Origin of the sequence: Kosakonia sp. H02 (assembly GCA_030704225.1) — a bacterium.
GTDB lineage: Bacteria > Pseudomonadota > Gammaproteobacteria > Enterobacterales > Enterobacteriaceae > Kosakonia.
Map to the genome: position 1 here is coordinate 1,663,375 of CP131915.1, position 13,824 is coordinate 1,677,198.

Below are 13,824 nucleotides of genomic sequence, written 5' to 3' on the forward strand. Positions count from 1 at the left end.
GTTATCCTCGTAATGTCGCCGTCAGCCCTTTCTGGCTGGCAAAAGCTTCTGCAAACGCCAGCAGTTGCGGCGCGTCGAGCGGCTTTTCAGGGGCGGTGTAAGGTTCGCCGAGCAGGTGGTATTTATTGATGCCCAGCGTGTGATACGGCAGAAAGTGGATGTCGCTGACGTGCAGTTCGTCGGCGGCAAAGGTGGTGATGGCTTCAATGGAGGCTTCATCGGCGTTAAAACCGGGGATCAGCGGCACGCGAATAATCATCTTTTTCCCGGCCTGGGCGAGGCGTTTTAGGTTATCAAGCACGCGCTTTGCGGATCCTCCCGTCCAGTGATGAAACGCCGTTTCGTCCACGTGTTTTAAATCAGCAAGGAATAAATCCACAAACGGCAGGGAGGGCTCAATATAGCGCCACGGCACGTGCAGGCAGGTTTCCACTGCCGTATGAATGCCCTGCTGGTGGCTGGCCTGCAACAGTTCTTGCGACAAACACGGGTTCATAAACGGCTCGCCACCGGAAAGGGTCATACCGCCGCCGCTGCGATCGTAAAACGGTTTATCACGCAGTACGGTCGCCATGATCGCTTCTGTGGATTTCACTTCGCCGCAGACGCTTAAAGCCTGGGTCGGGCAACAGTCGGTGAGGGTATCAAGTGCCTCGTCGTTGAGTTTTTCGCGGTGGATAACCAAACCGTTCAGCGCGCGTTCAATTACCGCGGGCGCGGCGTGCTGGCATAACGTGCAGTCTGCCAGGCAAAGGCGTGGGTCAAACAGCAGATCCCGCGTGCGGGCGCGGCTTTCCGGGTTCTGGCACCAGCGGCAGCTCAGTGAACAACCTTTCAGAAACACTACCGTGCGAATACCGGGGCCATCATGCGTGGAGTAGCGCTGGATATTGAAAATCATGAATCATCTCCATACTTTTCATATGGAGATTAAAGTACTTTCGAATGAAAGTTGTTGTGACGAGGATCGAGGTTTAAAAGATGTGCCGGATGGCGGCGAACAACCATCCGACAGAGGTTACTTACCGCAAACCTCGCAATCAGGATTGCGCAGCAGTTTCATTTCGCGAAACTGGCAGGTCATTGCATCGTACATCACGATTTTGCCTGCCGCGGGCGTGCCGTAATGGGTCAAAACCTTAATGGCTTCCATCGCCTGCAAGGAACCAATCACCCCAACCAGTGGAGCCATCACGCCCGCTTCCACGCAGGTCAGCGCATTTTCGCCAAACAGGCGGCTCAGGCAGCGGTAACACGGCGCATTTTCAGCCCAGGTAAAGACGCTGATCTGCCCCTCCATACGGATTGCCGCCCCGGACACCAGCGGCACTTTATGCTGAAAACAGCCGACGTTGAGCTGATTACGAATGGCGACGTTATCGGTGCAATCCAGCACTACATCATGCGCGGCGATCTGCGCGAATAACGCCTCTTCATCCAGCAGCGCATTGATAGCCGTGTACTGCACGTTCGGGTTAATGCGCAGCAGCGATTCGCGGGCGGAGTCCACTTTCGCTTTACCGATATCGGCATCGCCGTGCAGCGTCTGGCGTTGCAGGTTTGAGAGGGCGACAGCATCAAAATCAAGCAGAGTCATATTGCCTGCACCCGCTGCCGCCAGATATTGCGCGGCGGCGCAACCCAGGCCGCCCAGGCCGACCACCAGCACGTGAGCGGCGTTTAACCGCTCCTGGCCGTCAAAATCAAACCCGCGCAAAATAATTTGCCGGTTGTAACGCATCATCTCCGAGTCGCTGAGTTCTTCGACCATCGTTAGCCTCCGAAGAGATGGTTAAACATCTCCACATCCACCCATTCACCTTCCCCTACATTGCCGCGCTCGCGCTCCAGCACCACAAAGCAGTTGCCCTGGCTAAACGAACTGAAAATGTGTGAGCCCTGATGCCCGGTGGAGCGCACCTCCAGCGTGCCATCTTCGCCACGGCTGACAATGCCGCGCTGGAAATCAAGACGACCCGGCGACTTTTTCAGGCGACCCACCACGCGGGCGCGAAAACGCAGCGGCGTAACGTCTTTGGTATTTCCGCTCAGTTTCGCCAGCAGCGGCTGCACCAACTGGTAAAAGGTGAGGGTGGCAGAAACCGGGTTACCCGGCAGGCCGCAGAACCAGCTATTTTTCAGCTTGCCGAAGGCAAAAGGTTTGCCGGGTTTGATAGCCAGTTTCCAGAAAGCAATTTCGCCCAGCTCATCAAGAATGGTTTTGGTGTAATCCGCTTCGCCAACCGAGACGCCGCCGGAGCTAATTACCACATCGGCCTGGCTGTCGGCGGCAATAAAGGTGTCGCGCAGTTTTTGCGGATCGTCCGGGATGATGCCAAGGTTAATCACATCAACACCAAGTTGTGCCAGCATCAGATGCACCGACAAACGATTGGTATCGTAAATTTGCCCGTCCGCCAGCGGTTGCCCCGGCAGTTGCAATTCATCGCCGGTGGAAAAGAGCGCCACGCGCACTTTACGCACCACGTCCACGAGCGCAATGCCCAGCGAGGCCAGCACCGGCAGTTCGGCTGCGGTCAGTTTGGTTCCGGCGGCGAACACGCTGGCGCCCTGGGTGATATCTTCGCCTGCGCGGCGGATGTTCTGGTTGGCACGCACGTCGGCGGTAAAACAGATGCCGGTATCCGTCTGTTCAGTCTGCTCTTGCATCACCACTGCATCGCACCCGGCGGGGATCGGCGCGCCGGTCATAATGCGCACGCAGGTGCCAGCGGGCCAGACGCCATCGAACGGCTGTCCGGCAAAGGCTTTGCCCGCCACCGGCAGCGGATTACCGCTGTTGATATCCGCAAGGCGGACGGCGTAACCATCCATTGCCGAATTATCAAAACCCGGCACATTCAGCGGAGAAATAATATCCTGCGCGACCACGCGGCCAAAACAGGCCACCAGCGGCAGCGTTTCGCGGTCAGTAAGCGGTGAAATGCGTGACAGCATCTGTGACAGGGCCGTCTCAAGGGAGATCAGACCATTTGTAGATTCCATAGTTAATATCCAGTCAACGCGTGAAGCGGTCATTATGGCAGAAAAGGGCTGCGCTCAACACGACTTGCATCTAGCTCATTGTTATCACATTGCTTTACATCGTTGTAACGACTTTCTATAGTCAGAAATCGTCTTCAGCGCAGGCAGAGATTGTGAAAAAGGAGAGTGGGGTGTCGCAAGGCTTAGAACCCGAGGCGGACGTGGTCCTTGACGTCAGCCATCTGAATATTGCATTCAGCGATGATAAACAGCTTACCCCGGTGGTACGTAACCTCTCTTTTACCCTGAAAAGGGGTGAAACACTGGCGATTGTCGGGGAATCCGGCTCCGGGAAATCCGTCACCGCGTTGTCTTTGCTGCGTTTGATTGAGCAGGCGGGCGGCGAAGTAAGCTGCGATCATATGTGCCTGACGCGTCGCAACCGGCAGAAAGTCGATCTGAACAAGCTCTCCTCCTCGCAGATGCGCAGCGTGCGCGGGGCGGATATCGCGATGATTTTCCAGGAGCCGATGACCTCGCTAAACCCGGTCTTTCCGGTCGGTGAGCAAATTGCCGAGTCGATTCGCCTGCACCAAAAACTGGGGCGCGAGGATGCGATGACCGAAGCGCGGCGGATGCTCGATCTGGTGCGCATTCCCGAAGCGCAGTCCATTTTATCCAGTTTTCCTCATCAACTTTCCGGCGGCATGCGCCAGCGCGTGATGATTGCCATGGCGCTCTCGTGTCGCCCGGCGGTCCTGATTGCCGACGAGCCCACCACCGCGCTGGACGTCACTATTCAGGCGCAAATTCTGCAACTGATCGCCGTGCTGCAAAAAGAGATGTCGATGGGGGTTATTTTTATTACCCACGATATGGGCGTGGTGGCGGATATTGCCGATCGCGTGCTGGTGATGAACCAGGGCGAAGCGGTGGAAACCGGCAGCGTTGGGCGGGTTTTTCGCGACCCGCAACATCCTTACACCAAAGCGCTGCTGGCGGCGGTGCCGAAGCTTGGCGCGATGAACGGCAGCAACCTTCCGCGCCGCTTCCCGCTGATTTCGCCGAAAAACCCTCAGCTTCAGGAAGCGGAAACCGAGCAGGATACCGTGGTGCCCGGCGAGCCGATTTTGCAGGTGCGGGATCTGGTCGCCCGTTTTCCGCTGCGCGGCGGCCTTCTCAATCGCGTGACCAAAGAAGTGCATGCGGTAGAAGGCGTTAGCTTCGATCTGTGGCCCGGGGAAACGCTTTCGCTGGTGGGGGAATCCGGCAGCGGTAAATCCACCACCGGGCGCGCGCTGCTGCGGCTGGTGGAAAGTCAGGGCGGGTCGATTACCTTTAATGGTGAGCGGATCGATACCTTATCCGACCATAAGATGAAGCCTATCCGCCGCGATATTCAGTTTATTTTTCAGGATCCCTACGCGTCGCTCGACCCGCGCCAGACGGTGGGCGATTCAATAATCGAGCCGCTACGCGTACATAACCTGTTGGGTGAAGCCGAAGGTCGCCAACGCGTGGAGTGGCTGCTGGAGCGGGTAGGGCTGAAGCCGGAGCACGCCTGGCGTTATCCGCATGAGTTCTCCGGCGGGCAGCGCCAGCGCATCTGTATTGCCCGCGCGCTGGCGCTAAACCCGCGAGTGGTGGTGGCCGATGAATCGGTTTCGGCATTAGATGTCTCTATTCGCGCGCAAATTATTAACTTATTGCTCGATTTGCAGCGTGAAATGGGGATCGCTTTTCTGTTTATCTCCCATGATATGGCCGTCGTGGAGCGCATCAGTCACCGGGTGGCAGTGATGTATCTGGGGCAAATTGTTGAAATTGGCCCGAGACGCGCGGTATTTGAAAACCCGCAACATCCTTACACCCGCAAACTGATGTCGGCGGTTCCGGTCGCCGATCCGGCGCATCAGCCGGCGCAACGGGTGCTGTTATCGGACGATATGCCCAGCAATATCCGCAAACGCGGCGAATCAATGCAACGCGTACAGTTGCAAAACGTGGGGCCGGGACACTTTGTTGCCAGAACGACGCCGGGCAGCACGCAATCCCGTTTTTAATTGATTACTGACAGGGTTCTTCAGGAGAGCAGTATGACAGACATCGTTTCCCGACACTGGCGGGCCGTTGCAGGCGTGATATTCGCGCTGACCGCCCTTCCGTCTTTCGCCGCGAAAGACGTGGTTGTCGCTGTGGGATCCAATTTCACTACCCTTGATCCTTATGACGCCAACGACACGCTGTCGCAGGCGGTGGCAAAGTCTTTCTATCAGGGGCTGTTTGGCCTCGATAAAGAGATGAAGCTGGTCAATGTGCTGGCGGAGAGTTACACCGTTTCCGACGACGGGATGGTGTACACCATTACGCTGCGCAAAGGGGTGAAATTCCAGGACGGGACGGATTTTAACGCCGCGGCGGTAAAGGCGAACCTCGATCGCGCCAGCAACCCGGCAAACAGCCTCAAACGCTATAACCTGTATAAAAATATCGACAAGACCGAGGTTGTGGATGACAGCACGGTAAAAATCACCCTTAAACAGCCGTTCTCGGCGTTTATCAATATTCTGGCGCACCCGGCAACGGCGATGATTTCGCCCGCGGCGTTGCAAAAATATGGCAAAGAGATCGGTTTTCACCCGGTCGGCACCGGCCCGTACGCACTCGAAGCCTGGAACCAGACCGATTTTGTGAAGGTGAAAAAGTTTACCGGGTACTGGCAGCCGGGCTTGCCCAAGCTCGATTCCATCACCTGGCGCCCTGTGGTGGACAACAATACCCGTGCGGCCATGCTGCAAACCGGCGAAGCGCAGTTCGCGTTTCCCATTCCGTATGAGCAGGCGGAAGTGCTGAAAAGAAACAGCAAGCTGGAGCTGGTCGCCAGCCTGTCGATCATGCAGCGCTACATCAGCATGAACGTGACGCAAAAGCCGTTCGATAACCTGAAAGTGCGCGAAGCGATTAACTACGCCATTAATCGCCCGGCGCTGGTGAAAGTGGCCTTTGCCGGTTTCGCCACGCCAGCCACCGGCGTCGTTCCGCCGTCGATTGCTTATGCGCAGGCGTATAAACCCTGGCCTTACGACCCGGCAAAAGCCCGCGAGTTGCTGAAAGAGGCCGGTTACCCGCAGGGCTTCAGCACCACGCTATGGTCATCCCATAACCACAGCACCGCGCAGAAAGTGTTGCAGTTCACCCAACAACAACTGGCGCAGGTAGGGATAAAAGTTCAGGTCACGGCGATGGATGCCGGGCAGCGTGCGGCGGAAGTGGAAGCAAAAGGGCAGCAGCAGAGCGGTGTGCGCATGTTTTATACCGGCTGGTCGGCCTCTACCGGCGAAGCGGACTGGGCGTTATCGCCGCTGTTTGCTTCCTGGAACTGGCCGCCAACGCAGTTCAATACTGCCTTCTACAGCAACCCGCAGGTGGATAAAGATTTCGCCGATGCGCTGAAAACCACCAGCACAGATGAGAAAGCACGTTTGTACAAACACGCGCAGGATGTCATCTGGCAGGAGTCGCCGTGGGTACCGCTGGTGGTGGAAAAACTGGTTTCAGCCCATAACAAGAAGCTGACCGGTTTTTACATCATGCCCGACACCGGGTTTAGTTTTGATAACGCTGATTTGCAATAGATAACTCACTCCGCCTTGCAGGATGGGAGGCGGCGTGAGGGAAGATAACATGCTGAATTATATTATTAAACGCCTGCTGGGCCTGATCCCCACGCTGTTGATTGTGGCCATTATGGTGTTTCTGTTTGTGCATTTGCTTCCGGGGGATCCGGCGCGGCTGATTGCCGGGCCGGAGGCAGATGCACAGGTGATTGAGCTGGTTCGCCGCCAGCTTGGGCTGGATCAGCCGCTGTGGGTGCAGTTCTGGGATTACATCTCAAACGTGGTGCAGGGCGACTTCGGCATCTCGATGGCCTCCCGTCGCCCGGTGGTGGATGAGATAGCCAGCCGTTTTATGCCGACGCTGCTGTTAACCATCACCAGTATGATTTGGGCGATGCTGTTCGGGCTGGGCGCGGGGATTGCCGCAGCCGTGTGGCGCAACCGCTGGCCGGATCATCTCGGCATGGCGCTGGCGGTTACCGGGCTCTCTTTCCCGGCTTTTGCGCTGGGGATGCTGCTGATGCAGGTCTTTTCCGTGGAGCTTGGCTGGTTGCCCACCGTGGGTGCAGATACCTGGTGGCATTACATTTTGCCGTCATTGACGCTCGGTGCGGCCGTGGCAGCGGTAATGGCGCGTTTTACCCGCGCGTCGTTTGTTGAAGTGCTGAATGAAGATTATATGCGCACCGCGCGCGCCAAGGGGGTGAGCGAACGTTGGGTGATCCTCAAGCATGGTCTGCGCAATGCGATGATCCCGGTGGTGACGATGATGGGGCTGCAATTTGGCTTTTTGCTTGGCGGCTCGATTGTGGTGGAGAAAGTCTTTAACTGGCCGGGGCTGGGCCGTTTGCTGGTGGATTCCGTTGAAATGCGCGATTACCCGGTTATCCAGGCCGAAGTGCTGCTCTTTTCGCTGGAATTTATTCTTATCAACTTAGTGGTGGATGTGCTTTACGCCGCCCTTAATCCCGCTATCAGGTACAAGTAAGGATGCGATTGTTAAACTGGCGTCGACAGGCGATTTTAAATGCCATGCCCGCGGTTAAACCGGGACATGTGCGCACTCCGTGGCATGAGTTCTGGCGACGATTTTGTCGCCAGCCCATTGCAATGACCGCCGGGCTGTTTGTGCTGCTGCTGATCCTGCTGGCGATCGTTGCGCCGTGGATTGCCCCGTTTGATGCGGAGAACTATTTCGATTATGACCGGCTGAACGAAGGGCCGTCGCTGGTGCACTGGTTTGGTGTCGATTCGCTGGGGCGCGATATCTTAAGCCGCGTGCTGGTCGGCGCGCAGATCTCTCTTGCCGCCGGGGTCTTTGCGGTGCTGATTGGCGCAGCCATTGGTACCGTGCTCGGCCTGCTGGCGGGTTACTACGAAGGCTGGTGGGACCGCATTATTATGCGCATTTGCGATGTGCTGTTTGCTTTCCCCGGCATTTTGCTGGCGATTGCTGTCGTCGCGGTGATGGGCAGCGGCATGGCGAATGTGATTATCGCCGTCGCCGTCTTTTCTGTCCCTGCCTTTGCCCGCCTGGTGCGCGGTAACACGCTGGTACTGAAGCAGCAGACGTTTATTGAATCGGCGCGCAGCATTGGTGCCAGCGATGCGGTGATTTTGTTCCACCATATTTTGCCGGGTACTGTGTCGTCGATTGTGGTCTATTTCACTATGCGAATCGGCACGTCGATTATCTCTGCCGCCAGTTTGTCCTTCCTGGGCCTGGGTGCGCAGCCGCCTACGCCGGAGTGGGGAGCAATGCTCAACGAAGCGCGCGCCGATATGGTGATTGCGCCCCATGTGGCACTGTTTCCATCGCTGGCGATTTTCCTGACGGTGCTGGCGTTTAACCTGTTGGGCGATGGCCTGCGCGACGCGCTGGATCCAAAAATTAAAGGCTGATGACTTGTAAACCGGATTCGTAGGCCGGATGGTGACGACCCGCCTTATCCGGCCTACGGAGTTCACTGCAAACGCGTTAAACGCGCGTGCCCCAAAGGTCATATTCATCGGCGTTTTCCACTTTTACGCGGATAACTTCGCCCGGTTTGACGCGGGTTTCACCGTTCAGATAGACCGCGCCGTCGATCTCTGGCGCATCTGCCATGCTGCGACCAATCGCCCCTTCTTCGTCCACTTCATCAACAATCACCAGGATTTCGCGACCGATTTTCTCTTGCAGACGTTCCGCCGAGATCTGCTGTTGCAACTGCATAAAGCGATTCCAGCGCTCCTCTTTGACCACTTCTGGTACCTGATCCGCCAGTTCGTTAGCCGTTGCGCCTTCGACCGGGCTGTATTTGAAGCAGCCCACGCGATCCAGACGTGCTTCGGTGAGGAAATCCAGCAGCATCTGGAAATCTTCTTCGGTTTCGCCAGGGAAGCCGACAATGAAGGTGGAGCGCAGCGTGAGTTCCGGGCAGATCTCACGCCAGCGTTTAATGCGCGCCAGTTGGCGATCGACCGAACCTGGGCGCTTCATCAGTTTCAAAATACGCGGGCTGGCGTGTTGCAGCGGAATATCGAGGTAGGGCAGGATCTTGCCTTCCGCCATCAGCGGGATCACGTCATCAACGTGCGGATAGGGGTAGACGTAGTGCAGGCGCGTCCAGACACCGAGTTTCGCCAGTTGCTCACACAGGCCGACCATGCTGGTTTTCACCGGCTCGCCATTGTGAAAACCCATGCGGTGTTTTACATCAACGCCGTAGGCGGAGGTATCCTGGGAGATCACCAGCAGCTCTTTTACGCCCGCATCGACCAAGCGTTTCGCTTCGGCCAGCACATCGCCAATCGGGCGGCTGATTAAATCGCCACGCATCGACGGAATGATGCAGAAGGTGCAACGGTGATTACAGCCTTCGGAAATTTTCAGGTACGCGTAGTGGCGCGGCGTCAGTTTTACGCCCTGTTCCGGTACCAGGCTTAAGAAGGGGTTGTGCTGCGGTTTCGGCACATAATGGTGAACATGGGAAAGCACCTGCTCGTAGCTGTGCGGCCCGGTGATTTCCAGCACTTTGGGGTGCACTTCGCGGATGTGATCTTCTTTTGCCCCCAGGCAGCCGGTCACAATCACTTTGCCGTTTTCGTTCAGCGCTTCGCCAATGGCTTCCAGCGACTCCTGCACGGCGCTATCGATAAAGCCGCAGGTGTTCACAATCACCATATCGGCATCGTCGTAAGTCGGCACGACATCGTAGCCTTCAGTACGCAGTTCCGTGAGGATACGTTCAGAATCCACCAGGTTTTTTGGGGCCTAAAGATATAAATCCTACTTTCGGTTGACTAGTAGGTGTTTTAGTATGGGACATGTAGATTTACTCACATTGGATCAATGGCGCGGGATTTTAATGTCATCCAAGCAGAAATTATACAGCTATGTGCGTTGGTCAAGCGAGAAACAATCAACGGGAACCTCTTTCGAAAGGCAAACGGCTAGGGCGAAGCAGTATGCTTATGATAACGGTCTTGAGTATGTCGAGATCAAAGATGCTGGTGTGTCTGCTTTCAAAGGTAAAAACTCGACTCAAGGCCAGTTAGGCGAATTTATCGCTAGCGTTGAGAAAGGTCTAATACCTAAAGATAGCTGGCTGTATGTGGAAAATTTTGATCGTATAACCCGTGAAGAAGTCACCGATGCGAATGCACTTTTCCTGCGTTTGATAAACATGGGGTTAACGATAGTTACGGGCATGGACCAGCGTGTTTTCACACGCGAAAGTGTGAATAAGAATCCGACGGATCTTATGCTTTCCATCCTAATGTTCATGCGTGCCCATGAAGAAAGTAAGACGAAATCTGACCGGGTTAACTCGCATGTACTAGCACTGTTGGCGCGTGAAAAACAGGGACTTCCTGTAAACATTAAAGCTGTTGGTAGGCATCCATTTTGGATAGATGACAGTGGTCCAGATAACGAGAAGGTTAAAGAACATCCTGAATACTGGCAGCCTGTCCAAGATGCAGTAAGGCTGTTCCTTGAAGGGCACGGTGCCTTTTATGTCACTAATTATTTGAACGAAAATTACTCCCCACCTCCTGCATTTAAAAATAAGACACGCAAAGCAGGAGGTTGGTCACAACAAGCTTTAAATAAAATGAGGAGCAATCAGGCATTGGTAGGGGCAAGGATTTTTACCTTGTCGGGTAAACCATATCACCTTGAAAATTACTATCCACCTCTTTGTACCCCAGGAGAGTTTGCACAGCTTCAGGACATTAAAGCGAATAACAACAGATACAGTGGCAAAGTATCTACGGCGATCAGTCTCCTTGGGGGAATGCAGATTATTCGATGTGGTCACTGTAACGGGACTATGACAGCTTTCCTACAGCGAGGACAATTGCGCTATATCTGTGAATATGGGCGTGCAGGTGGAAGTTGCAATGCTTGGAGTGTGAAAGCTTCTATTGTTGAGCGCTGTCTGATGCCCGTTCTGATCACGGGTTTTTTGATGGGGGCATACAAAACGCACAGTGATCTAACCTCGTTAGATGAAGAGTCAGACGAGCTAAAAGAAAAGCTTATTAAAATTCAGTCCCAGCAAGATCACGTTATTGATGCGATAGCTGAGTTCGGTAGAACGACAAAGTTTGATGCTAAGTATAAGGAGTTGGAAAAGGAAGAGCAGGTGATTAGTGGGAAGTTGCAACAGCTTGGTCAGTTGAAGGCGCTGTACGCAACGACAAAAGACTTCTCGGAGAACATTGCAGGCTTTGTTGCTGAGCAATGTCATTGGCTGATTATCTCGGATGTACATAATTCAAGACGAGAGCAGTTAAGGGAAAATGTACGTAGGGTCATCAAGTCAGTAATCGTCACAAAGAAAAACCGATGTATTCGCATAGAGTTTCAACTCATTACCGGTGAGCCTTTTGTTTTTACAGGCAGCAAATCGCCGGACTACGAAGTATTCCTCCCTCGCCGGATTCATGACATCCCGCCTGATGCTACAGAAGATGAAAAGTCTGAATGGAAAAGGTCAGATCATGAGTACAACAAGCATTTTTTGAAGCTTTGGTATGAGGTGGTCAACAAAGATTTCCTTTCACATTATCCAGAGATCGACGGGAAGGATTTTTGGCCCAAAAGATAATTGATAATAATTCTCATTAGCATTGGTTTTTGGGGCTGATTATGATAAAATAACCTCTGTGATGAATAACTTACAGAATAGAAGAGGACATTTTGTGCACCGCCTTAACCCCGCCAGCGCCAGGCACAGGGGATCGCCAGAGCTAAAGCTGAAAACAAGTACAAAGGCAGACCAGCAGATACCAATCTGCGAAGTAAGGTTGAGTCGTACCTCACCAAAGGCGGGAACACATATGCGGAGATAGCGAAACTGTGTGATTGTTCCGTTGGCATGGTCGCCAAAGTAAAGAAGCTCCTCGAAACCGCCTGACAGATAACAACCACCACCAGCACCCTACGGATATTTGGTAAAGAATCAGCGTGACCCTTGCGAGCGGAGGAAATCCGTTAGGCCGTGCTGAGAGTGCGACTGTGATATTTACGCCGCTGGCGGTGTGCAAGGTGGGGGTACTTCCGAAACCGTTCTGGCGGGGGAGTATGGTATCGGGGGATTACTCCCCCTGTGCGGTCAACTACTCAAGCAAACCACTCAACGGCGCTAACGTCACGTAAATATAATTGTCGTCGCGCTCTTCAATGGTGATGGGCATATCAATGCCATTACTCAACACCGCCTTTGCCCGGTAGTTTTTGTCTGATACCTTCCTCACGTCCTCCACAACCAGACACTTCACCTCACTCCCTTTGTCTTTGAATATAGAAGTCGTAATCTCGCACGCGCTCGTCTTTAGTGCTTCGCTGTTATCCCAAACAACGGCGATGGAGGAGCAACCCAACGCAATTGCAATGTATGCGAAGAACCACGCCCATCGTTTACTCAACTTCTCGCCAGCAGCTTTAACCCTGCCGTAAACATAAAGGGGAGGAAAAACGAGAATCCCCAGAGCCGAACCGACAAAATGCGGTTCGGATTCGTAGCCAGACTTAACCATCTCCTTTTGGTCGAAAATCACACAGACGATGGCGGTCACATAAAAAACTGCGAGAGCAGCCTTATCGTTCATGGTGAGAAAGTAAGTTGCCGGGAACAGTAACGGGATCGCCATGTAGATATAGAAGTACAGATTCTTTTGTTTCAGTTGGTTAGTAGTCAAAACAGCCATCCTTTCATGCTGTGAAGTGAAAATTCAAAGACACAATGCTAACCACTTTCATGAATTAAATCGATTATATCGATCATTTTTTCAGATCGATATAGGTAAAATATCTTTAAGATGACGCTCAACAATGAGCCTGCCCTGATAACAGCGAGGAGATACAGAATGAAAGGTTATGCAGTAATACTTTGTGGCTTGATGGTGGCCTTCAACGCCAGCGCCGGGCGCGTGACCATGAGCAACCCGGACCAGACAACTACGGCGAACGGGCAGACCTTATGCGTGTACAGCAACAGCATTTACACATTCACCTACGTCACCAGGTCGAAGCATTGCCCATACAGCAAAACCTTTGATACTTCACGGGCTGAATGAAAACAAGAAAAACATTCATACAAACAATATTTCAAAACGCAGTTTCATTTGAGGGAAAACCACTTCCGGCGAATGGGTGTTATTTGTACAATGGGTATTGAATACAGACAAATTCACAGCAAGCAGAGGGACTTATGCAGCAGTATACCAACGAACTTACTCCAGAGATTCTGGCTTCTTTTGATAAACCAGCTTTCAGTAATGAGCAACTTTCCGGAATGACTGAGGAATGGCAGGAGTTCCTTGCTAAACAGCAGGCTGACTTGAAACAGCATCCTGTTATTGAGATCTACCGCATCGCGGTTGAAGGAAGTCTGACTCGTGACGGCGGCATACTCAAAACTGCAACTGCTACTACGGAAATAGAGATCAGCAACGGTCAAAAACTGCGAGTAGCTCAAACTCTGGATACTGTTGTTTATCCCGATGGCACAGAAGCGGCAATAATAAGTGGCGCAGGCGAAGCTGGACATAATGGCACTGGGCAAAGCGTTGCACTTGTTGGCAGTCACCTCAGCAATGGTGATGAAATAATAAGCACACCACAAGGTACAGCAATACTGGTGCTTCGCCGTGGCATCCCGGCAGCTAAAGGATTTCTTGCTGACCATTTCGAAGTAGAAAAAGTACCTGAAACAGAGCTGACTCATTGAGG

General features: G+C 53.6%; 11 protein-coding genes and 1 pseudogene. 7 read left to right on the forward strand and 5 right to left on the reverse strand.

The window, feature by feature from the left end; all coding sequences use genetic code 11:
• Window position 1: 1 nt before the first annotated feature.
• The 3 genes from Q5705_07930 to moeA form a co-directional block, all read right to left on the reverse strand.
• Window positions 2-901: a glycyl-radical enzyme activating protein gene (locus Q5705_07930; GenBank protein ID WLI78454.1), complete on the reverse strand. Its 900-nt coding sequence runs from the start codon at window positions 899-901 to the stop codon at window positions 2-4.
• A gap of 117 nt (window positions 902-1,018) precedes the next feature.
• On the reverse strand, window positions 1,019-1,771 hold the full coding sequence (moeB, locus tag Q5705_07935) for a molybdopterin-synthase adenylyltransferase MoeB (GenBank protein WLI78455.1): 753 nt from the start codon (window positions 1,769-1,771) through the stop codon (window positions 1,019-1,021).
• A gap of 2 nt (window positions 1,772-1,773) precedes the next feature.
• A complete protein-coding gene (gene moeA, locus Q5705_07940) occupies window positions 1,774-3,006 on the reverse strand; it encodes a molybdopterin molybdotransferase MoeA (GenBank protein ID WLI78456.1) in 1,233 nt (410 codons plus the stop codon).
• Window positions 3,007-3,176: 170 nt separating this feature from the next.
• Between moeA and gsiA the strand changes: the two genes are divergently transcribed.
• From gsiA to gsiD, 4 genes are read left to right on the forward strand one after another with little or no spacing between them, the layout of a single operon-like run.
• Entirely contained in the window at window positions 3,177-5,048 is a 1,872-nt protein-coding gene (gene gsiA, locus Q5705_07945) for a glutathione ABC transporter ATP-binding protein GsiA (GenBank protein ID WLI78457.1), read from the forward strand.
• Between the two features lie 33 nt (window positions 5,049-5,081).
• Window positions 5,082-6,620, forward strand: a complete 1,539-nt coding sequence (gene gsiB, locus Q5705_07950) for a glutathione ABC transporter substrate-binding protein GsiB (protein WLI78458.1) — start codon at window positions 5,082-5,084, stop codon at window positions 6,618-6,620.
• Window positions 6,621-6,669: 49 nt separating this feature from the next.
• Window positions 6,670-7,590: a glutathione ABC transporter permease GsiC gene (gsiC, locus tag Q5705_07955; GenBank protein ID WLI78459.1), complete on the forward strand. Its 921-nt coding sequence runs from the start codon at window positions 6,670-6,672 to the stop codon at window positions 7,588-7,590.
• 2 nt (window positions 7,591-7,592) lie between these two features.
• Window positions 7,593-8,504 (forward strand): glutathione ABC transporter permease GsiD, encoded by a 912-nt coding sequence (gsiD, locus tag Q5705_07960; GenBank protein ID WLI78460.1) that lies wholly within the window; start codon window positions 7,593-7,595, stop codon window positions 8,502-8,504.
• Between the two features lie 76 nt (window positions 8,505-8,580).
• Here the strand turns inward: gsiD and rimO are convergent.
• Window positions 8,581-9,913: pseudogene (gene rimO, locus Q5705_07965) on the reverse strand (30S ribosomal protein S12 methylthiotransferase RimO).
• Between rimO and Q5705_07970 the strand changes: the two are divergent.
• Entirely contained in the window at window positions 9,905-11,698 is a 1,794-nt protein-coding gene (locus tag Q5705_07970) for a recombinase family protein (protein WLI78461.1), read from the forward strand. The pseudogene rimO and the gene Q5705_07970 sit on opposite strands and share 9 nt — an antisense overlap.
• A 511-nt stretch (window positions 11,699-12,209) precedes the next feature.
• On the opposite strand, the gene Q5705_07975 is transcribed toward Q5705_07970, so the two are convergent.
• Window positions 12,210-12,800: a hypothetical protein gene (locus Q5705_07975; GenBank protein WLI78462.1), complete on the reverse strand. Its 591-nt coding sequence runs from the start codon at window positions 12,798-12,800 to the stop codon at window positions 12,210-12,212.
• Between the two features lie 159 nt (window positions 12,801-12,959).
• On the opposite strand from Q5705_07975, the gene Q5705_07980 reads away from it, so the two are divergent.
• Together Q5705_07980 and Q5705_07985 are read left to right on the forward strand one after the other, a co-directional pair.
• Window positions 12,960-13,169 carry a hypothetical protein gene (locus tag Q5705_07980; GenBank protein ID WLI78463.1) on the forward strand — a complete coding sequence of 70 codons (210 nt, stop codon included), beginning with the start codon at window positions 12,960-12,962 and terminating at the stop codon, window positions 13,167-13,169.
• Between the two features lie 134 nt (window positions 13,170-13,303).
• Window positions 13,304-13,822, forward strand: coding sequence for a hypothetical protein (locus Q5705_07985; protein WLI78464.1), 519 nt, complete (start codon window positions 13,304-13,306; stop codon window positions 13,820-13,822).
• The last annotated feature ends 2 nt before the right edge of the window (window positions 13,823-13,824 follow it).